Consider the following 19,398-nt stretch of genomic DNA (forward strand, 5'->3'; position numbering starts at 1 on the left):
ATTTTTTATGTGATGCTATTTCTTATTCTTAACGTATTTCTCTAACCATTGATCCATCTCCCACAAGGTGTGCATGACAGATTCTTTGGCGCGATAACCATGAAACTCTTTCGGTAAGAATACCAAACGCGTAGTTCCTCCATGGCCTTTGATCGCATTATAGAAACGCTCCGATTGAATAGGGAATGTTCCCGAGTTTTCATCATCCATACCGTGAATAAATAAGATGGGCGTTTTGATTTTGTCTGCATAGCTAAATGGCGACATCGTTGTATACACTTCTGGCGCTTGCCAATAGGTACGCTCTTCGGCTTGAAATCCGAACGGTGTAAACGTACGATTGTACGCACCACTACGTGCCAAGCCTGCGGCAAACAAATCGGTATGCGCCAATAAATTGGCCGTCATAAAAGCGCCATACGAGTGACCACCTACGCCAACGCGTTTGCGATCTACATATCCTGCGTCAGAAAGGTAATTGATTGCCGCTTCGGCATTTGCCTGCAATTGTGGCACAAAGGTGTCATTCGGCTCTGCCGTCCCCTCTCCAACAATGGGCATATCGGCATTATCCAAAATAGCATAACCTCTATTGACCCAATAAATCGGTGATCCCCAAGAAATACGCGTAAAACGATACGGTGAACCTTTGACTTGGCTGGCAGCATCCGCCGTTTTGAATTCGCGAGGATAAGCCCACATCAACAATGGCAATGGCCCATCAGACTTCTGATATCCTTTTGGTAAATATAATGTACCAGTCAGATTCAAACCATCTTTGCGCGGATACGAAAGCTGTTGCTTGTGCACGCCTTCAAATGAGGGATAAGGATTGGTAAAGTGCGTAATTGGCGTCATCTTGCGGGACTTCAAAGCCACGCGTTGATAGTTGGGCACTTCTGTTTGCGATTCACGAGAAATAATCAATGTGCCATCGTTCTTGAAGGACACTGGACTTTCGTACCATTCGCCACGCGAACGGAACAAGGTATCTTTTTGCCCGCTCATCAAATTCCATTTTAATAAAAATGGGCGATCGCCTTCGGGCGATGCTCCATCGGACGTCGTGAAAACGGTAGGCGTTTTTCCTTTATCCGTAAGAATAACCGAACGATGAAAATCATTGTCCGTCAGAATAAAACGACCCGGATCTGCATAGGCGTCTTCAGAAGAGCGTTCTTCAATGACTTTGATTTCTTGGCCATCTTTACTAGAGATCAAACTGTTTTTCACCCGTCTATTCGCGCGCCAGCGCTCGGAAAGCACCGCGTAATCGTTAGCAAACCACGTGATGCCACCATACCGCAATGTCGTTTTAGCAAATTGAACCGGCGCAGCCGTGAATGGCGCCGCTAATTGCAACACTTCATCACGAAAAGGAACTTCGGTGCGGCTATTTCCTTCATCAAGCGCATTGGCCCAATACAGCGTGGCAGGCTGATCTGCTCGCCAAGCAAAACTACGATAGCCAGGTACGGTTGAATCAAATCCCAGTGGAACGCTTTCGGCTAGTGGTGCCGTATATAATGCTTTTACCACCGTGCCGGATTGATCCAGAATATCGATTTGATATGGGAATGAACCAACAGATACCAAGTAAGAATAGGGTTTCTTGATCGTCGTGGCCATCAAGTATTTTCCGTCTGGTGATTTAGATACATTTCTATAAATGGCTGGAGCCGCAATATCTTTGACTTGGCCATCTAACTGCACTTCAGAAAGTTGTGCGTTGAGATAATAATCGAAAAGACGAACATCAGACTCATTGCGTAACAAATTTTGATAAGTACGCGATGGCGCTGCTTTGCCTAAATTCTCTTGTACAACCGGACCTGTTGGCGTAAGGCTAGCCGCAGGAGCCGTTCCACGCTCTGGAATGCGAAGCACATAAAGAGCTGTATTGTCTTTCCAAAACGCGCTAGCGCCCATAATATCATTGACAAAGAAATCGCCGATGCGCTGTGCTTGATAAGTCGCCAGATCGATCACCCAAAGGCTCACGCCGTCCGTTGCAGCGTTCAGAAATGCTAATTTGGTTTCATCGGCATTAAATTGGAGATTACTGATGCGCGGATTGGCCGGAAGTCCGGTAATATCATGCACCTCGTTGGATTTTAAATCCTGCAATTGAATGCCAGCGTAGCTCACTCCGCCAATGGAAGTAGAATTACTCGGATTGATTCGTAATCCAGCCAGACCGAGGATCGGCTGTGCGGCATCCTCAATGGTGATGAAATCGGGACGCTCCAACAAAAGCATTTTGTCGCCTTGGCGATTGAACTGCACTGCTGGTGTATTTTTTGCTTCCAATAATTCCAGTATTTCGGCCGGAGGTTTTTGGTAGCTAAGATTCTCTTGCGCCTGACTCTGCAATACGCCCGACACCAAAAGAAATAAGGGTAATAAAGTAAATTTGTTCATAGTCACTCTGATCGTGTTAGTCTCTGCAATCTATCAAAAAAAATGACGATACACGCTTTTGCAACCAATTCTTTACTTGATGTTATTGTAGCTATATCTCGCTTGTTTTTTCCCTTATTTAGTAAATTAAAGGTATCTTTGCTGCTTCACATCAAATTAATAACACCTATTGGGGAACGTCATCATATGAAAGATACTTTTAAATTACTATCGACAGTACTTTTTGCATGCATTGTATTATCTAGCTGTCAGAAAAAGCCAGAACTGTTTGATGACGAAAGTAAAATGAATATCGTATTTTTTGAAGATGACAGCCCCGTCCGAGGTGTAGTGAAATATAACCATAACCAAGACCACTGCGGACAGTTGCGTATCGTCACGGCGATACAGGACAACGAGAATAGCTCTGCCGAACTTGAAATCACCATATTGACCAACGGGGAAATCGTTAATGTGGTGTATAAAACTTCGCATTCATCCAACTTCCAGCGCTATCAAGCACCTAATATGGAAGCTGGAAAATACTTCGACATAAAGAATTTCGACTATAATCAGTCAACCAAAAACTTATCTTTCGATTTTGAGGGAACCGTGTACGTGGATAGTACAGATACAAAGAGAATTCGTGGCAAGGTCAATGTTGCCTCCGTGAAGCAAATAGATTGTACCAGTCTTATCTTCGAGGCGCGCAGTATCAGCGAAGATTTCAAATTTTCGTCTATTTCTTCTAATTCGAGCCGGTTTGTCTCTGGGCCAGTACTCCCACCACCTTATGAGAATATAAAATATCACATCAGATCGGCCAAAGGCCAGTATCTAAGTCTACAAATGGCAAATGATATTTCGGAGTTGGTAGGTCAAGAGATTAACTTCAGCACGGAAGACGAGGATTATCGGGTAATTTATGGAGAATATTATGGCCCAATGCTATTTGGGAACGACAGCTATAGATCCATGGATCAATATTGGAAATATTACCAAACAAATGGCAAGATAAAAGTAATAGCAAAAAGAGATGATCCTAAGCAGAGTCGCGGCGTGATATATCAAGGTATGATAACGATGAACCTCGAATATGCTGGCACGCCGTATAGAGAAAATATAGAGATTCCATTTGAAGCATCATCAACCTTGTAAAAGCTTCTTCTTGTCTATTAAATCGATAACCTGACTGCTTATCTAACCTTTTAGAGTCCCTTTGCTTTGACACGAAGTCAAATACTATCTCACGGTGCTTCGCCTTTGTACGTGATGATCAGTATATACTTTGGGAGTAATTACTTAATTTCGTGGCCATGCACAAGAACTCCAATGCTGCGTTGATTTTCATTTTCATTACGGTGGTGCTGGATTCCACTGGTTTAGGAATTATCATACCGGTCATGCCGGCCTTGATTCGCGAGCTGATCCATGGAGATATTAGTCAAGCTTCCAGCTATGGTGGCTGGCTAACGTTTTGTTACGCCTGCATGCAATTTCTGTTTGCAGCGATATTGGGAAATTTGAGCGATCGGTACGGAAGACGTCCAGTCTTGCTTTTCTCGTTACTAGGTTTTGCGATTAATTATATTTTGATTGGTTTTGCGCCAAGCATCTTTTGGCTATTTATGGGGCGTCTCGTAGCCGGCATTACGGGTGCCAGCCACACGGTAGCAGCGGCTTACATTGCCGATGTATCTCCAGCAGATAAGAAAGCGCAAAACTTCGGTTTAGTAGGTGCGGCATTCGGTTTGGGTTTTGTTATCGGCCCCGTTTTAGGCGGTGTATTGGGGCATTATGGCCCACGCGTTCCTTTCTTCGCTGCCGCCGCACTCACCTTTATCAATTTGATTTACGGTTATTTTGTCGTGCCCGAATCTTTGAAACCTGAGCTCCGTCGCCCATTCCTTTGGCGAAATGCCAATCCAGTAGGCACGTTTAAGCATATCGCTCGTTATCCACGCATCATACCGCTAAGTGTCTGCATTTTCCTAATAAACGTAGCTGCGCATGCGGTGCAAAGCACTTGGTCGTACTTTACGATGGAGAAATTCGCTTGGACAGAACGAATGGTGGGTTATTCTTTAGGATTTATAGGGATTTTATTGACCATCATTCAAGCGGGCTTATTGCGGATCATCATTCCACGCATCGGCGTCCCAGGTAGTATCATGGGCGGTATTATTTTGTACTGCATTTCATTGCCCCTATTCGGACTCGCCAATGCTTCGTGGATGCTATTTGGGATTTCTGTGATTTATGTTTTTGGGGGAATAAGTGGGCCTGCTTTACAAAGTGCGGTATCTAACGAAGTACCCGACAATGAACAAGGACAAATTCAAGGTGGATTAGCTTGTATTATTAGCCTCACGGCAATTATTGGACCACCGGTGATGACTTCCCTGTTTTCGCATTACACGAAGAAGAATGCAGCGATTTACTTACCGGAAGCACCATTTTATTTGGCTACCGTATTGGTACTCATTGCGGCAATAATTTCTTTGATATACTTCCAAAAAAAACCGGCTAAGGTTGCCGGTTAATTCTTGTTTCGCGATTAGTCTTTTTGAATGAGGCAAACCGCATAGGCTACTACGCCTTCTTCGCGACCGATAAAGCCCAGTTTTTCGTTGGTAGTAGCTTTGATGGAAATATCTTCTACCGGCAAGCCACTATATTGTGAGATTGCTTCCTTCATCTGCGGGATATAAGGCTTTATCTTCGGTGCTTCTAGGCACAACATAGCATCGATATTTTCGATACGCCAACCTTTATCTGCAATAAGGTCGACCGACTTCTCTAATAATACTAAGCTAGAAATTCCTTTCCACTGATCGTCTGTGTTGGGGAAATGATAACCAATATCTTCAAGATTTGCTGCACCGAGTAAAGCATCGCAAATTGCATGAAGTAGTACATCGGCATCAGAATGACCAAATGCACCAGCATGATGATCCAATTGTACACCACCCACCCAAAAAGGATGCTGATCTTTCATCTGATGTACATCAAACCCAAATCCTACTCTTGTCTTCGCCATGTTATCTTATCTTTCGAACATCATCTCCAGGATGACTTTCCATTGGTAATCGTTTTTTAACTGCCAAACTCGTACGTAATTGAATTTGACCACTTTGTCTTTTAAGCCAACTGTAGCTGTACCGGAGGTATAAGCAAACTCGCCGCTATATGCACGACCTACATCATCAGGTTCCGTATCGATTTCGATCCGTTCTTTGGTAAACATCGCAATCACATTCTTCCGGCCAATGATTTCTGGTTGCCAAGGGAAGTAATACCGTACGTCGTCGGCTAGAAACTCTTCGTATCCTGTACGCGTATCTGCTTTCAATATGTTGGAAAATAGCTTATCGGTCTGAAACACCACTTCTTCGCGTTGATTCAGCCGTACCATAGAGCGATGTTTCAGGTAATCTTTATCATCTGGCTCAAAGTATTCTAGATCCGCAGCTTTCTGCTTACCGTAGTTTTCTACTTCGGCACGTACGTGTACACGCCATTTTCCTTTTTTATCTCTGCGCCATACCGTTACATACTGACCATATCTTTTGATCGCTCCTGTACGCTGGTATTGCAATGGCCCCGAGGTCACGCCCCAGTCCATGCTTCGAGAAACTAAAGCAAAGTTTGGCTCCCAAGTCAATACGTCGGGAAGGTTTGGGCGATTATTCAAATAATTCAACGCATTGACGGATGAAGGCACAAAGAAAGAGGATTCTTTGTCTACCATGGAAACTAATCCTGCATGCGGATTTTCTCTTTTCGATAAGTTTGCAGCATTACGATCTACCGTAATAAGACCTCCCACTTTACTAGGCAATTGTCCGTATACGACACCCGAAATCAATACATTAATGATGAACGCTAGCGCGCTTAAAATTCTCATATACTATTTAATTAACAGCTGCTTAATATCAAATCTTATTCCAAAGTGTACCGTCTTTACTGTCTTTCAATTGGATACCCAAAGCAGTCAGCTCATCGCGAATACGATCTGACGTCGCAAAATCTTTGTTTGTCTTCGCTTCGTTACGAATCTTAATAATTAATTGCATCAGTCCTTCGGCACTGCCATCGTCTGTTCCCGACTGGTCATCTTTGAGTCCTAATACGTCGAAGACGAATGCTTGAATGTATGACTTCAACTTACTAAGATCTGCCGCCGCGATCGTCATTTTACCGTCGTACACCGAATTAATTATACGAACCACTTCAAATAATTCTGCAATCAATACCGGACTATTGAAATCATCGTCCATCGCTGCATAGCTTCGTGCTTCGATCTCATCCAGATTAGGAATCGTAGATTTTTTGCTAGGCGCAATCTTATCCAAGAGATTGATGGCCGCCAACAATCTTTTAAAGCCTTTGTCAGCCGCATCCAGCGCTTCGTTAGAAAAGTCCAGGGTACTACGGTAGTGCGCTTGCAGCATAAAGAAACGCACCGACATGGGAGAATAACCGCGATCTAACAACGGATGATCTCCGGTGAAAAGCTGGCCGGGTAAAAATCCGTTGCCGGCAGATTTGGACATCCGCGCGCCATTTACGGTCAGCATATTCGTATGCATCCAGTATTTGGATGGCGTGGTGTGATTACAAGCTTGCGATTGGGCAATCTCGTTGGTATGATGGGTGGCTGCCAAATCCATTCCACCACCGTGGATATCAAATTGATCGCCTAAATATTTGCGACTCATCGCCGAGCACTCAATATGCCAACCCGGAAAACCAACGCTCCATGGCGCTGGCCATTGCATGATATGCTCTGGTTTGGCTTTGATCCAAAGCGCAAAATCCAAACGATTGCGCTTCTCGTCTTGCCCGCCCAATTCACGCGTATTGTTCAACAAATCGTCGAGATTACGATTAGTCAAGATTGTGTAATTGTGCTCTTTTGTATAGCGATCTACATCAAAATACACCGTACCATTCACCTCGTAAGCATAGCCATTTTCGATGATTTGCTGTACCATTTCAATTTGCTCCGAGATATGCCCTGTAGCAGTCGGTTCGATACTTGGTGGAATGGTATTAAATAGGCGGAGGACATCGTGAAATCCGATCGTGTACTTTTGCACGATCTCCATCGGCTCCAACTGCTCCAACTTCGCCTTTTTCGCGAATTTATCATCCCCTTCATCGTTATCACCTTCCAAATGGCCGGCGTCGGTAATGTTACGCACATAACGCACCTTGTACCCCAAATGGCTTAAGTAGCGAAAAATCAAATCGAAAGACACAAACGTACGACAGTTGCCTAAGTGCACATCGCTATACACGGTCGGGCCACAGACATACATCCCGACAGAAGTCGGATGAATGGGTTCAAATTTTTCTTTCGTACGGGTAAGCGTGTTGTAGAGCGATAGATTATGCTGTAACATAAAACGGGGATAGTCGTTATTATTTTTGTCTGAAGAAAACTTGAATAGGCACACCTGCGAAATCAAAGTTCTCGCGCAATTTGTTCTCTATAAAACGTTTGTACGGATCTTTGATGTATTGTGGCAAGTTACAGAAGAATGCAAACATAGGTGATCTACCGGGCAACTGCGTAATGTATTTGATCTTAATATGCTTCCCTTTGGTTGCCGGAGGCGGATAATGCGCAATAATCTCCAACATCACTTCATTCAACTTCGAAGTAGGAATTCTTCTGATCTTATTTTGGTACACTTCCATGGCGGTCTCGACCGTCTTGAAGATACGTTGCTTCTCGGTCACGGAGGTGAACAATACCGGCACATCATTGAATGGAGCCAATTTATCCAAGATACGTTGTTTGAATTCTACGGCCGTCTTATGATCTTTCTCAATGGTATCCCATTTGTTGACCAAGATCAGGACACCTTTTTTATTCTTTTCAGCGAGGTGAAAGATATTGATATCCTGTGCTTCAATACCATCATTGGCATCCAACATCAAGATCACCACATCCGAATCTTCCAATGCTTTGATCGTACGCATGACCGAGTAAAACTCGATGTCTTCGTTCACCTTAGATTTACGACGCAATCCGGCGGTGTCAATCATCAAAAACTCGTGACCGAATTGGTTGTAGTGAATACGGATTGAATCACGCGTAGTACCTGCAATCGGCGTCACAATATTACGATCAACACCTAGTAAGGCATTCGTCAACGAAGATTTCCCAACATTTGGACGACCTACGATGGTGAACTTTGGTAATTCATCTTCTTCTACTTCCTCTTCTTCGGGGAAATGGGATACGACCGCATCCAACAATTCTCCAGTACCAGAGCCTGTTGCTGCAGAAACGTTATATATTTCGCCCAATCCAAACGCGTAGAATTCGGCCGAATCGTGATGCAATTTCGCGTGATCGACTTTATTAGCTACTACGTAGACTGGTTTTGAGCTTCTTCTCAACAAGTCTGCAATCTCATCATCCAAATCGGTAATTCCCGTAGTCACATCGACCATGAAGATAATCACCGTAGCTTCTTCGATGGCGATGTGTACTTGATCGCGGATGGCTTCTTCGAAGATATCATCCGATCCGTGTACAAAACCGCCGGTATCAATGGCGGTAAACTTTTTACCGATCCATTCGGCTACTTCGTAGTGACGATCTCTCGTAACACCACTAAAATCATCCACAATCGCTTTCCGACTTTCCGTCAGACGATTAAACAGAGTAGATTTACCGACATTCGGCCTTCCAACGATTGCAACAATATTTGCCATACTATTTTATTTTATTAGGGGATCGCTCCTCACAATACCCACTAAAGATATACATATTTTTAAGGAGGGCAAAGCTACGGATAATTAACAGATTATCGGGTATACTAAGCTATCTCACCGATAACCTCCGGCCAATCCAACGGTTTTTGAGGTAAGGATACATAAATACCGCCATCAGGACGAGGACAGCCCCTACATAAAAGCCCGTACTCATCGCCTCTTTTTGACCAAAAAGCAACAAAGCGAGCATGATTCCATAAACAGGTTCTAGGTTTGTAGCCAGTGCCACGGTAAAAGCAGACACTTCGCGCATGACCGAAACGGCCAAAACATACGCCACGGCCGTACACACCACACCAAGTACGAGCAGGTAAATGACATCGGACTGATGCAGTAGCATTTGTGCGTCAAAACCACCTGATACACCCAGCAAAATACTTACACCGATCACCGCGCCAACCATTTCATAAAAGCTGATGATCTTTGCATCAGCTGTTTTTACCATACGTGCGTTGAAGATCCCGAAGAAGCTTGCACAGATGGCTGCCAGTAGGCCAAAAATAATACCCCAGAAATACTGAAACTCGAACTTGAAGATCAGATAAATGCCAAAAATGATCAGCAGCCCAATCAATACATCCGATACTTCCATTCGCTTGCGATTAATGAGCGGCTCTAGTACTGCCGTAAACAAGGTGACGGAAGAAAGGCTCACCAGCGTGACGGATACGGTAGAGATCTTGATAGAATGAAAGAAAAGCACCCAATGCAGCCCCACAATAAAACCTACTCCCAAAAACTGAAGTAACTGGCTTCGCGATACTTTTAGCGGTTGCTTGCACCAAAGCAAATAAATAAACAGGGAAATCGCTGCAATCAGCACGCGATACCATACCAGATGTAAGGCAGACACCGAGATCAACTCGCCTAAAACTCCTGTAAACCCCCAGATCAACACGGTAAAGTGTAGAATCAGCACATTGCGACTAGCGCCAGATTTAGTCATTATCAAATGAAACAGAAAAGAGAATAAAATTACTTAGGAGCCTTGATCATCAAATAAATACTCAAGACGAGGAATAGCACATTGGGAATGAGGACAGAGATCAAAGGATCTAATCCTCCCTTTACGGAAAACATGGTCGAGAATCTTTCCAACACCACATAAATACAGCTCAAGCCAATACCCACACCGAGACTCACCCCAATACCACCACGTACCTTTTTGGATGACAAGGAGACACCAATCAATGTGAGGATAAAAGCAGAAAACGGGTTGATAAAACGCTTATATTTTTCGAGCAACAATTCATTCATCATACCCGTACCACGGGTTTCTTCTTTTAAGATACGTTCATTGAGATCAGCCTGACTCATGGTCGTAAATACGTTCTCATAAATCTCGAAATCTTTCGGACGCATATCTAGCGTCGTATCCCGCTGCTCGCCAGCTTCCATACGCTCGCGCAGTCCATCAATATGTCGCACGGTATAATTATGTATTGACCACTTGCTGGCCACCGAATCCCACGTGATACGATCTGCCATCAGCTTTTCGGTCAGGACATCGCCGTCAAATTTTTCAATAGCGAAATTATATCCTACCGCTGTTTTGGTTTCGAATGTACCCATGTATACATACGTATTCGAATCCAGTTGCATATGCGTAGAGGTTGATGTGGTGCTTACCTTCTGCGGTTTTACATACACATTCTCGAAATCCACTTTTACCTTATTGGTATAGGGGATCACGTAGAGATTGGACAGCAATATCATCCCACAAATAAGGCCTGCGCAAAACATGTATGGGCGTAGCATACGATAAAAACTCATTCCTCCATTTAGAATAGGGACAATCTCGGTCTGATCGGCCATTTTGGAGGTAAAGAAAATCACTGCAATAAAGTTGAGCAGCGGCGTGAGCATGTTAATGAAAAAAGGTAAACTACCGACCGCGTAATAAAGCGTAAAAACCTGCGCCATCGTAGCGCGGTTCTTATTAAAATCGTCTACCTTCTCCGAAAAGTCGAAAATAACAATCACCAAACAGAAGATACATACCGTAAACACAAACGTGGTTAGGTATTTTCCAATGATATAGCGATCAATAATTTTCATCTCAAACTTACAAACGTTGATCTAATACTTTGACCATCTTTTCTTTCCAAGCATAGAAAGTGCCATCGATGATTTTTTCACGCGCTTGCGTCACCAACCAAAGATAGAAATGCAAATTGTGTAAAGATGCAATTTGCGCACCCAAGATCTCTTGTGAGCGAATCAAATGGCGTAAATAGGCTTTGCTATGAATCTGATCGACCAGCAAATCACTATTCGCTTCGATCGGACTAAAATCGTCCGCCCATTTCTTATTCTTGATATTGATAATTCCTTCTTTGGTAAATAGCATACCATTACGTGCGTTGCGGGTTGGCATCACACAGTCGAACATATCAATGCCCAAGGCAATATTTTCCAAAATATTAACTGGTGTACCCACGCCCATCAAATAGCGCGGTTTGTGCTCGGGCAATATTTGCGTGACTACTTCCGTCATCGCATACATTTCATGTGCTGGCTCACCGACAGATAAGCCACCGATGGCATTTCCTTCTCTTTCGAATGACGCGATCACTTCCGCAGATTTGGCACGCAAATCTTTATAAACAGATCCTTGCACAATCGGGAACAAGGTCTGATCATAGCCATACAGCGGTGCCGTAGAATCAAAGCGGTCGCAACAGCGTTTCAACCAACGATGCGTCATATCTAGCGATCTGCGCGCATAATTATAATCACATGGATATGGTGTACATTCATCAAAAGCCATGATGATATCCGCACCGATAATACGCTGCGTATCCATCACATTTTCTGGCGTAAACAAATGCTTGGAGCCATCGACATGCGAGCGAAAAGTAACACCTTCTTCTTTGATTTTGCGCACTTCGGTCAGTGAGTATACCTGATAACCACCAGAGTCGGTCAAGATCGGACCGCTCCAGTTATTGAATTTGTGCAATCCACCAGCCTTGTGCAATACATCCAAACCCGGACGTAAGTATAAATGATAGGTATTTCCTAAAATGATTTGAGCCTGTATATCATTCACCAATTCGTGCATGTGCACAGCTTTCACCGTAGCAGCCGTGCCCACAGGCATAAATATAGGTGTCTGTATCGTACCGTGTGCGGTCTCCATTTCTCCGGCGCGAGCCTTCGAAAGTTTGTCTTGTGCTTGAAGCGTAAATTTCATCTATTCCCTCTAAACGAGTGCAAAAGTACGATAATTTTCGGCAGAAAACCGGATGACCACTGTAATCTTAAGAATTATTAACAGCAAGAAAAGTAAGCCCAACGCTCCTGTTTTGTACTATCGCTTGGTCAGGCTTTTCAGCAAATCATTATCGATCGTGATGTAACCTGGATAGAATATATTCGTACCGCCAAGCGCCATAGAAGGTTTGATTTTTAATACGACTGCTCCTTGACCTTCTTTCGTGAGTAGATCAGACAACAAACCTTCTATACCGCGGTTCTCATCGACTACGCCAAACAAGTTCGCATTAAAAGAAAGCGGCACGACAGCACTTTCGCCTTGGTTCAAGCGCACCACACGATCTACCGTTCCTTCGAAGAATGGTTTCCCTTTAATTTCGATTAAGTATTTAAAAGCATTAATGCCGGTCACATTCGTAGTTGGATTGCTCACTTTCATATTAACAACCGCCGCCAAAGGAAGATCTTTACGCAAAATACCCAATGCCAAGCCAGGCAAGGCATTCATATTTAAGGAGGTACCATTGCCTTCTAACAAGCCTTGTGCCGAGCGGCCAGCAATCGTCAATCCGCTGATTGACTCTACATCATAGTTATAACTTTTGAGCATATCGACCTGCTTGGCGGGATTTATAGATCCACAGGCAGAAATAAAGATTGAGATTGTCAATAATACCAAAAGTAGTGGCGTATGTTTTTGTGTCATGAGTGGTGTGTGTTTAAGCCTTCTAATATAGCAATTTTAAGTTTAGACAAGGTTTCGGCAGCTTGGTTTACCTAGATCATCGCATATGCTACAAACTTTTCTTGTATATAGCGCTCATCCGGCAATAAATAGCATTATCTTTGCAACTTATGTTTTTTTCAATCGAAGCGATCTATTCCTATTGGCCCTATGCTGCATATCTATCTCTTGGGATATTTTTTTGTATTCAGGCATATTATATCTTGTTTGTATACGGCAAGCTGGCGGCTCATCGTATCGTAGAATCGTCGAATGATCAACATTTTCCTCCGGTCTCCGTCATTATCAGCGCCTATAATGAACAGGATAACCTCACAAAATTCTTACCATTGATTCTCGAGCAAGATTACCCCACGTTTGAGATCGTCGTGGTGAATGATTGCTCGGACGACGAAACGCAATGGTTATTGCGGGAAATGGCTTCGAAGCACACGCATCTTAAAGTGGTGGATATTGGCGAGCACATCCGCCTCAAGCACACCAAAAAATTCACTTTAACAATCGGAATCAAAGCAGCAAAACACGAACATTTGGTATTCACTGATGCCGACTGCGAACCTGCTACTCCGCATTGGTTACGAGCCATGGTCGCACCGTTTGCCGAAGGCAAAGAAATTATATTGGGCTATTCTCCTTATTTCAAACACCGTGGTTTACTCAATAAACTAATCCGTTTTGAAACTACGCACACCGCTATGTCTTATCTGTCATACGCACTAAAGGGGGATGCCTATATGGGCGTGGGTCGAAATTTGGCCTACACCAAACCTCTTTTCTACAAAGGAAAAGGCTTCAATGCGCATATGCATATCAAATCGGGTGATGACGATCTTTTTGTGAATCAAAACAGCAATCGAAATAATACTGCCATTGCCATTGCGCCTGATGCGCATATGTACTCCGTACCCAAGCTCACTTGGAAAACGTATTACAAACAAAAAGCGAGGCATGCTGGCGCTTCTGTGATGTACAAATCAAGACATCAATGGATGTTGGCCGTACAGCTACTATCTGCCATATTATTTTATATTTCGTTGGGAGTTTCCATTGCGTTGTTACCTACACTGTGGTACATTCCTGTCGCGATTTATATCTTGCGCTTGATCGCGCAATATAGCATATATAGCTATGCTTTCCGGAAGCTGGCTGTGCGCGATTTGTTACTGTGGTTGCCCTTACTCGATCTACTCTTTTACTTTTTCATATGCCTGAATGGCTTATTTAACAGAAACAGAAAACAAACCTCTTGGAAATAATATGAATCCATCTGTAGACATTCTCTTCACTTATTTCCCACAATTAAGTGAGACACAAAAAAAGCAATTCGCCCAACTAGCGGAGCTCTATCCATTTTGGAATGAACAGATCAATGTGATCTCCAGAAAAGATATGGATTCACTTTATCTGAAACATGTGCTACATTCTTTAGGTATTGGGGCTTATGTACGTCAGTTTGCAGCCGGTACACGCATTTTAGACGTAGGCACAGGAGGCGGTTTTCCGGGCATTCCTTTAGCTATTTTATTTCCTGAAGTTCAATTTCATTTGGTGGATTCCATCGGAAAGAAAATAAAAGTGGTTCGTGAAGTGGCTGAAGCTTTAGGCTTGACCAACGTAGAAGCGGATCATATCCGAGCAGAACAGTTGGATCATAAATACGATTTTGTCGTGTCTAGAGCGGTTACACGCCTTAAGGATTTTCTTCCTTGGGTTAGAAATAAGATACAATCGCAAGATAAAAATGGTATTCCTAATGGGATACTATACCTAAAGGGTGGCGATTTGCGCGAAGAGATCAAAGAGGCAAAAGTGACTTCAGATTTGATTCCGCTAACAGATTATTTCAAAGAGGAATTCTTCGACACGAAATACGTGTTGTATATTCCGATGTAACAATAAGGCTATTCAGATAAAACGCCATCATTTTCTATCGTAAAATGATGGCATTTCTTTTATAGGCAAAGCCAAATATTCGCGAATATAGCTAGCAGAATCTCCGTAATTACGCAACCGTTTAAACAAGTAGTCAAGCTGCTCATACTCTTCTGCAACAACCCACCAATCATAGCTAGGTTGGTAATAGCGTCTAAAATCTTCTAGTTGTTGTCCGTCTAATTTTGCAAGCTGTTGTGTGAGTGGATACCAAGTTTGATTAACTTTATCGCTTTCGAATCTGTCTTTCAACACTTTCTGCATACTTCGAGCACGTTTACCAGAAGTCGAAAAGTGATTGTAGATTTTATTGATATTAATGACAATGACTGGAGGAAAAATATTGATAGCCTCAATCATATTTTTGTTGTCGCCGTGCAGGTAAATAATCCGATATTCACTACTATCGCGTTTAAATTGCTCTTCAGGAGTAAGTACTTCACGCTTAATTATGACCTCTTCAATACCAATCGTATCACGACGCGGCGCAATGGTATCCGTCACTTCTTGCCAGTGATGTGTATTTTTGATTGCTGGGGAATTTGTATTTAGCCCCAATGCGGCGGGAAAAATCAGCAGGAATAACGAGCGCAACATAACAAGATATTTTTAAGCCTTCGATCCGCTGGAAATTTTTTCAAGTATTACCCTTCCTGAGCGGTAATTTCGCGCCCAATTAACAACACTTCTTCATCCATTCCAAATAAGGGCAAACCGGTTTCAGGATGGAGCTTAAGCCAAGCGGTTTCGGTATCTCGAATGATTTGAACATATTCTTTGCCATCCTTAAAAATAGTATAAGTATCCTTTTCATCTGGAAAAACAGAGTAATCCACTCCATTAATTTCAATGTCAAAAGGTTCCGGTGTATTCATTTCCATGGTATTTATATTTAATTAACGATGCATTCTTTTATAGGATCATCAAAGATAAAACAATTCAAATGACCAACCTATTCAATCTAAAACTTCAATATTTCTATAAATAAACTATATTTATCATTTAAAGAAAATAAATGAGCTTAATACACAAAATAGCCTTAGGACTAATATCAGGCATTGGCCCTCGCTTGGCCAAAAATCTCCTACAATATTTCGGAAGCGCACAAGATGTGTTTAGCACGTCCGCGCAAGAGTTGATGGCAGTAGCTGGCATAGGACCCGCATTGGCCAAAACCATTTTGCAACGAGATTTCATGCAGCAAGCGAAATTTGAATGTGATTTCATCGAACGCCACGATATACAACCGCTCTGGATCGAAGACAGCACCTATCCGCATCGATTACAAACCTGTGATGACGCACCGCCGCTTTTGTATTACAAAGGAAATGCGGATCTCAACAACCGCTACATCATTAGCATCGTAGGCACTCGAAATGCAACCAGCTATGGAAAAAGGCTTTGCGAAGATCTCATCAGAGAGTTGGCAGATTTGCAGCCGCTCATTGTCAGTGGTCTAGCCTATGGCATTGATGTGACAGCGCATCGTGCGGCAGTGTCTTGTGGTTTGCCCACTATCGGATTGCTTGGACACGGACTGGATCGGATTTATCCTGCGGCACATCGCGAAGTAGCCAGCAGCATGATAGAAAATGGTGGTTTGTTGACAGAATTTCCTTCTCAGACCAAACCCGAAAGAGCGCATTTCCCGATGCGAAATCGCCTTATTGCGGGCTTAGCTGACGTCACTATTGTGATCGAAGCTGGGATTAAAGGGGGCGCACTAATCACTGCCGAAATGGCCAACAGCTATAATCGCGATGTTTGCGCTTTTCCGGGCAGCGTGGACAAAACCTATTCAGAAGGATGTAATTATCTTATAAAAACACATCGCGCGCACCTAATTCGGCACGCCGAAGATCTTCGATATTTGATGAATTGGGAAAAAGAAACCCCAAAACAAATTACGCAGCAGCTATCGCTACTCCCGCCTTCTCTCAGCAAAGACGAGCAAAAAGTATTCTTGTATCTACAACAGATGGAGCAAGCTACTGTGGATGAAATCGCGATGCACCTCGATTGGCCGCAGAGCAAATTAGCCATCGTATTGCTCGAAATGGAGATGAATGAAGTTATTCTTTCGTTGCCCGGAAAGATCTATCGAAGCATGATCAGCTAAAGCACAAAAAACCACAAACAATTTTCTGACTGTAAATCAAGGCGCTAGCGACAAAGCGCAATTTTAATTTCATTGCTATCATTTTTTTCCTACTTTTGCCGTGGGTAAGTCCTTTACGACCAGCTCCTGTTGACTCCCCCAGGTTGGGAACAAAGCAAGGGTAAATGGTTGAGCGGTGCGATAAAGGTAGCTTACCCATTTTTTATTTCCTTTTTTGTAGCGTCAGGTTCTAGTGACGCTTCCGTTTTCAGACATTTTCTTATCACTTCGCAAATCGCACTTTTTGGCTTATGCTTCATGTGGTAAGCAATATTTTTCGTTTCTTTGTAGTTCGTTTAAAAAATTGCTATGAGTTGGTTTAAAAGAAATACGGCGGGAATCGTCACTGCTACCGAAAATAAAAAAGAAGCGCCAGATGGCATGTGGAACAAATGCCCGAACTGCAAAAAAGCGCTTTTGAATGTCGAGCAGGTCGAAAACAGCTATGTTTGTCACTACTGTGATTATCATATTCGGATCGGTTCTGCTGCTTATTTCTCTGTACTTTTTGATAACAACGATTTCCAAGAGTTATTTGCTAATATGCAAGCAGGCGACCCACTGGGTTTTGTAGACAGCAAACCATACAAAGAAAGATTGCTAGAAAGCCAAGCCAAAACAGGCTTGAAAGATGCGATTCGTTGCGGACATGGAAAGGTCGAAGGACAAGACATCGTCATTGCGTGTATGGATTTCAACTTTATTGGTGGATCGATGGGGTCTGTTGTGGGTGAAAAGATCGCAAGATCGATCGACTATTGTTTGGAGCACAAGCTCCCTTTTATGTTGATCTCAAAATCTGGTGGAGCACGTATGATGGAAGCGGCTTTCTCGCTGATGCAGATGGCAAAAACGTCAGCCAAATTGGCTTTACTAAGCAAAGCTAAATTACCCTATATCTGCTTATTGACAGATCCTACCACAGGTGGGGTAACTGCTTCTTACGCCATGTTGGGCGACATTAATATTGCAGAACCTGGCGCATTAATCGGCTTTGCTGGCCCGCGCGTCATTAAAGAGACCATCAAAAAAGATTTACCGAAAGGATTCCAAACTTCTGAGTTTGTATTAGAACACGGATTTTTGGATTTCATTGTGGATCGTAGACAGCTGAAATCTAAATTAGCTACTTTTCTACGTCATGTAAACTAGGTATAATGTCTATTACATAACAAAGGGCACTTCACGGAGTGCCCTTTGTTATGTAATATCTACACGCCATTCTGCCACTTGAATATATAGACAACTTTCAGTAAGTTTGTTATTAATAGAAACACCGGCAATGCCATACAAAGAGCGCGAAATAAACAAATTGTATTACACCATGGGTGAAGTGACTAGCATGTTTGATGTCAACGCTTCCCAAATTCGTTTTTATGAGCGGGAGTTTGACATTATTCAACCCAAAAAGAATAAGAAAGGCAATCGGCTATTCACGCAAGAAGATATTTCCAATTTGAAAATCATCTTCAATCTGGTAAAAGACAAGGGCTATACGCTGCAAGGTGCTCGGGAATTTTTGAGGCAGAATAAAAATGAAGCCAAAGAAAACCAACGTGTGGTGGAATCACTCGAAAAATTAAAGCACTTTTTACTCGAAGTACGCGACAGCTTGTAAATTCGCTCTTAGCTAGCGGCCATTTAACTCAATCACTTCCATATTCTCTGCCCGATCACCGACGATGTCGAACCGCATCAACGTGCGCACCTTATGCCAGCCTTGCTTGCCGGCTGCGCCGGGATTAAGATGCAATAATTGCAACCGGGGATCATACTGTACTTTCAGAATATGAGAATGCCCGCTGATAAATAATTTGGGAGGATTTCGCTGTATATCTGCTTTTACGGCTGGTGCATACCTGCCCGGATAACCGCCAATGTGCGTCATCCACACATCCATTTCCTCGCAGGTGAAGCGCAGATGTTCAGGATACGTTGCGCGAATATCTTGTCCATCAATATTACCATACACGCCGCGCAATGGTTTAAAGGCAGCCAACTTCTCCGCTACTTCCCCATTACCAAAATCACCCGCATGCCACACTTCATCACAAGCATCAAAGTGATGAAAAACCGCATCATCTAAAAAACTATGTGTATCTGAAAGCAAACCAATTTTCATAAAGATAAAGGTAGTCTGCCCTTGGCAAGA

Annotated in this window: 19 protein-coding genes and 1 other RNA gene; 8 read left to right on the top strand and 12 right to left on the bottom strand. The window is 43.1% G+C overall.

The genetic code is table 11. The features are described from left to right. Window positions 1–15 precede the first annotated feature (15 nt). The gene (locus GKO22_RS00735; protein WP_166332231.1) at window positions 16–2,421 is read right to left on the bottom strand and encodes an alpha/beta hydrolase family protein; all 2,406 of its coding nucleotides are present in this window, start codon (window positions 2,419–2,421) and stop codon (window positions 16–18) included. Window positions 2,422–2,607: 186 nt separating this feature from the next. On the opposite strand from GKO22_RS00735, the gene GKO22_RS00740 reads away from it, so the two are divergent. Together GKO22_RS00740 and GKO22_RS00745 are read left to right on the top strand one after the other, a co-directional pair. After that, on the top strand, window positions 2,608–3,558 hold the full coding sequence (locus GKO22_RS00740) for a hypothetical protein (protein WP_166332232.1): 951 nt from the start codon (window positions 2,608–2,610) through the stop codon (window positions 3,556–3,558). Window positions 3,559–3,716: 158 nt separating this feature from the next. Continuing rightward, window positions 3,717–4,943 carry a TCR/Tet family MFS transporter gene (locus tag GKO22_RS00745; RefSeq protein ID WP_166332233.1) on the top strand — a complete coding sequence of 409 codons (1,227 nt, stop codon included), beginning with the start codon at window positions 3,717–3,719 and terminating at the stop codon, window positions 4,941–4,943. Between the two features lie 14 nt (window positions 4,944–4,957). On the opposite strand, the gene ispF is transcribed toward GKO22_RS00745, so the two are convergent. From ispF to GKO22_RS00785, 8 genes are all read right to left on the bottom strand, one after another. After that, window positions 4,958–5,440, bottom strand: coding sequence for a 2-C-methyl-D-erythritol 2,4-cyclodiphosphate synthase (gene ispF / locus GKO22_RS00750; protein ID WP_166332234.1), 483 nt, complete (start codon window positions 5,438–5,440; stop codon window positions 4,958–4,960). Window positions 5,441–5,446: 6 nt separating this feature from the next. Then, the gene (locus GKO22_RS00755) at window positions 5,447–6,307 is read right to left on the bottom strand and encodes a YybH family protein (RefSeq protein ID WP_166332235.1); all 861 of its coding nucleotides are present in this window, start codon (window positions 6,305–6,307) and stop codon (window positions 5,447–5,449) included. A 28-nt stretch (window positions 6,308–6,335) separates the two neighbouring features. After that, window positions 6,336–7,808 (bottom strand): cysteine--tRNA ligase, encoded by a 1,473-nt coding sequence (gene cysS, locus GKO22_RS00760; RefSeq protein WP_166332236.1) that lies wholly within the window; start codon window positions 7,806–7,808, stop codon window positions 6,336–6,338. 19 nt (window positions 7,809–7,827) lie between these two features. Then, complete coding sequence (gene der, locus GKO22_RS00765) at window positions 7,828–9,132, bottom strand: ribosome biogenesis GTPase Der (RefSeq protein WP_166332237.1); 1,305 nt, start codon at window positions 9,130–9,132, stop codon at window positions 7,828–7,830. A 109-nt stretch (window positions 9,133–9,241) separates the two neighbouring features. Further along, window positions 9,242–10,138 (bottom strand): DMT family transporter, encoded by an 897-nt coding sequence (locus GKO22_RS00770; RefSeq protein WP_166332238.1) that lies wholly within the window; start codon window positions 10,136–10,138, stop codon window positions 9,242–9,244. Between the two features lie 29 nt (window positions 10,139–10,167). Further along, window positions 10,168–11,250, bottom strand: coding sequence for an LptF/LptG family permease (locus GKO22_RS00775; RefSeq protein WP_166332239.1), 1,083 nt, complete (start codon window positions 11,248–11,250; stop codon window positions 10,168–10,170). A gap of 7 nt (window positions 11,251–11,257) precedes the next feature. Next, window positions 11,258–12,388, bottom strand: a complete 1,131-nt coding sequence (gene tgt, locus GKO22_RS00780) for a tRNA guanosine(34) transglycosylase Tgt (RefSeq protein ID WP_166332240.1) — start codon at window positions 12,386–12,388, stop codon at window positions 11,258–11,260. 117 nt (window positions 12,389–12,505) lie between these two features. Further along, on the bottom strand, window positions 12,506–13,117 hold the full coding sequence (locus GKO22_RS00785) for a hypothetical protein (RefSeq protein ID WP_166332241.1): 612 nt from the start codon (window positions 13,115–13,117) through the stop codon (window positions 12,506–12,508). A gap of 149 nt (window positions 13,118–13,266) precedes the next feature. Between GKO22_RS00785 and GKO22_RS00790 the strand changes: the two genes are divergently transcribed. Together GKO22_RS00790 and rsmG are read left to right on the top strand one after the other, a co-directional pair. Beyond that, window positions 13,267–14,412 (top strand): glycosyltransferase, encoded by a 1,146-nt coding sequence (locus tag GKO22_RS00790; protein ID WP_166332242.1) that lies wholly within the window; start codon window positions 13,267–13,269, stop codon window positions 14,410–14,412. Window position 14,413: 1 nt separating this feature from the next. After that, window positions 14,414–15,049, top strand: a complete 636-nt coding sequence (gene rsmG / locus GKO22_RS00795; protein WP_166332243.1) for a 16S rRNA (guanine(527)-N(7))-methyltransferase RsmG — start codon at window positions 14,414–14,416, stop codon at window positions 15,047–15,049. Window positions 15,050–15,076: 27 nt separating this feature from the next. On the opposite strand, the gene GKO22_RS00800 is transcribed toward rsmG, so the two are convergent. Both GKO22_RS00800 and GKO22_RS00805 read right to left on the bottom strand, forming a co-directional pair. Continuing rightward, window positions 15,077–15,685, bottom strand: coding sequence for a hypothetical protein (locus GKO22_RS00800; protein WP_166332244.1), 609 nt, complete (start codon window positions 15,683–15,685; stop codon window positions 15,077–15,079). Between the two features lie 47 nt (window positions 15,686–15,732). Further along, on the bottom strand, window positions 15,733–15,963 hold the full coding sequence (locus GKO22_RS00805) for a hypothetical protein (protein ID WP_166332245.1): 231 nt from the start codon (window positions 15,961–15,963) through the stop codon (window positions 15,733–15,735). Between the two features lie 140 nt (window positions 15,964–16,103). On the opposite strand from GKO22_RS00805, the gene dprA reads away from it, so the two are divergent. From dprA to GKO22_RS00825, 4 genes are all read left to right on the top strand, one after another. Beyond that, complete coding sequence (gene dprA, locus GKO22_RS00810; protein ID WP_166332246.1) at window positions 16,104–17,207, top strand: DNA-processing protein DprA; 1,104 nt, start codon at window positions 16,104–16,106, stop codon at window positions 17,205–17,207. Window positions 17,208–17,309: 102 nt separating this feature from the next. Beyond that, window positions 17,310–17,407: signal recognition particle sRNA small type (gene ffs / locus GKO22_RS00815), an RNA gene on the top strand. 148 nt (window positions 17,408–17,555) lie between these two features. Next, a complete protein-coding gene (accD, locus tag GKO22_RS00820; RefSeq protein WP_166332247.1) occupies window positions 17,556–18,398 on the top strand; it encodes an acetyl-CoA carboxylase, carboxyltransferase subunit beta in 843 nt (280 codons plus the stop codon). Between the two features lie 130 nt (window positions 18,399–18,528). Further along, complete coding sequence (locus GKO22_RS00825) at window positions 18,529–18,864, top strand: MerR family transcriptional regulator (protein ID WP_116776141.1); 336 nt, start codon at window positions 18,529–18,531, stop codon at window positions 18,862–18,864. A 12-nt stretch (window positions 18,865–18,876) separates the two neighbouring features. Here the strand turns inward: GKO22_RS00825 and GKO22_RS00830 are convergent, their stop codons facing one another. Then, window positions 18,877–19,368, bottom strand: coding sequence for a metallophosphoesterase family protein (locus tag GKO22_RS00830; protein WP_166332248.1), 492 nt, complete (start codon window positions 19,366–19,368; stop codon window positions 18,877–18,879). Window positions 19,369–19,398 lie beyond the last annotated feature (30 nt).

The organism is Sphingobacterium chungjuense, assembly GCF_011316935.1.
GTDB lineage: Bacteria > Bacteroidota > Bacteroidia > Sphingobacteriales > Sphingobacteriaceae > Sphingobacterium > Sphingobacterium chungjuense.

Coding starts and splice junctions, on each gene's coding strand:
- GKO22_RS00735 (WP_166332231.1), bottom strand. CDS start 2,421: ATGAACAAATTTACTTTATTACCCTTATTTCTTTTGGTGTCGGGCGTA.
- GKO22_RS00775 (WP_166332239.1), bottom strand. CDS start 11,250: ATGAAAATTATTGATCGCTATATCATTGGAAAATACCTAACCACGTTT.
- rsmG (WP_166332243.1), top strand. CDS start 14,414: ATGAATCCATCTGTAGACATTCTCTTCACTTATTTCCCACAATTAAGT.
- GKO22_RS00770 (WP_166332238.1), bottom strand. CDS start 10,138: ATGACTAAATCTGGCGCTAGTCGCAATGTGCTGATTCTACACTTTACC.
- ispF (WP_166332234.1), bottom strand. CDS start 5,440: ATGGCGAAGACAAGAGTAGGATTTGGGTTTGATGTACATCAGATGAAA.
- GKO22_RS00785 (WP_166332241.1), bottom strand. CDS start 13,117: ATGACACAAAAACATACGCCACTACTTTTGGTATTATTGACAATCTCA.
- tgt (WP_166332240.1), bottom strand. CDS start 12,388: ATGAAATTTACGCTTCAAGCACAAGACAAACTTTCGAAGGCTCGCGCC.
- GKO22_RS00755 (WP_166332235.1), bottom strand. CDS start 6,307: ATGAGAATTTTAAGCGCGCTAGCGTTCATCATTAATGTATTGATTTCG.
- GKO22_RS00745 (WP_166332233.1), top strand. CDS start 3,717: ATGCACAAGAACTCCAATGCTGCGTTGATTTTCATTTTCATTACGGTG.
- der (WP_166332237.1), bottom strand. CDS start 9,132: ATGGCAAATATTGTTGCAATCGTTGGAAGGCCGAATGTCGGTAAATCT.
- GKO22_RS00790 (WP_166332242.1), top strand. CDS start 13,267: ATGTTTTTTTCAATCGAAGCGATCTATTCCTATTGGCCCTATGCTGCA.
- dprA (WP_166332246.1), top strand. CDS start 16,104: ATGAGCTTAATACACAAAATAGCCTTAGGACTAATATCAGGCATTGGC.
- accD (WP_166332247.1), top strand. CDS start 17,556: ATGAGTTGGTTTAAAAGAAATACGGCGGGAATCGTCACTGCTACCGAA.
- GKO22_RS00800 (WP_166332244.1), bottom strand. CDS start 15,685: ATGTTGCGCTCGTTATTCCTGCTGATTTTTCCCGCCGCATTGGGGCTA.
- GKO22_RS00740 (WP_166332232.1), top strand. CDS start 2,608: ATGAAAGATACTTTTAAATTACTATCGACAGTACTTTTTGCATGCATT.
- GKO22_RS00825 (WP_116776141.1), top strand. CDS start 18,529: ATGCCATACAAAGAGCGCGAAATAAACAAATTGTATTACACCATGGGT.
- GKO22_RS00830 (WP_166332248.1), bottom strand. CDS start 19,368: ATGAAAATTGGTTTGCTTTCAGATACACATAGTTTTTTAGATGATGCG.
- GKO22_RS00805 (WP_166332245.1), bottom strand. CDS start 15,963: ATGAATACACCGGAACCTTTTGACATTGAAATTAATGGAGTGGATTAC.
- cysS (WP_166332236.1), bottom strand. CDS start 7,808: ATGTTACAGCATAATCTATCGCTCTACAACACGCTTACCCGTACGAAA.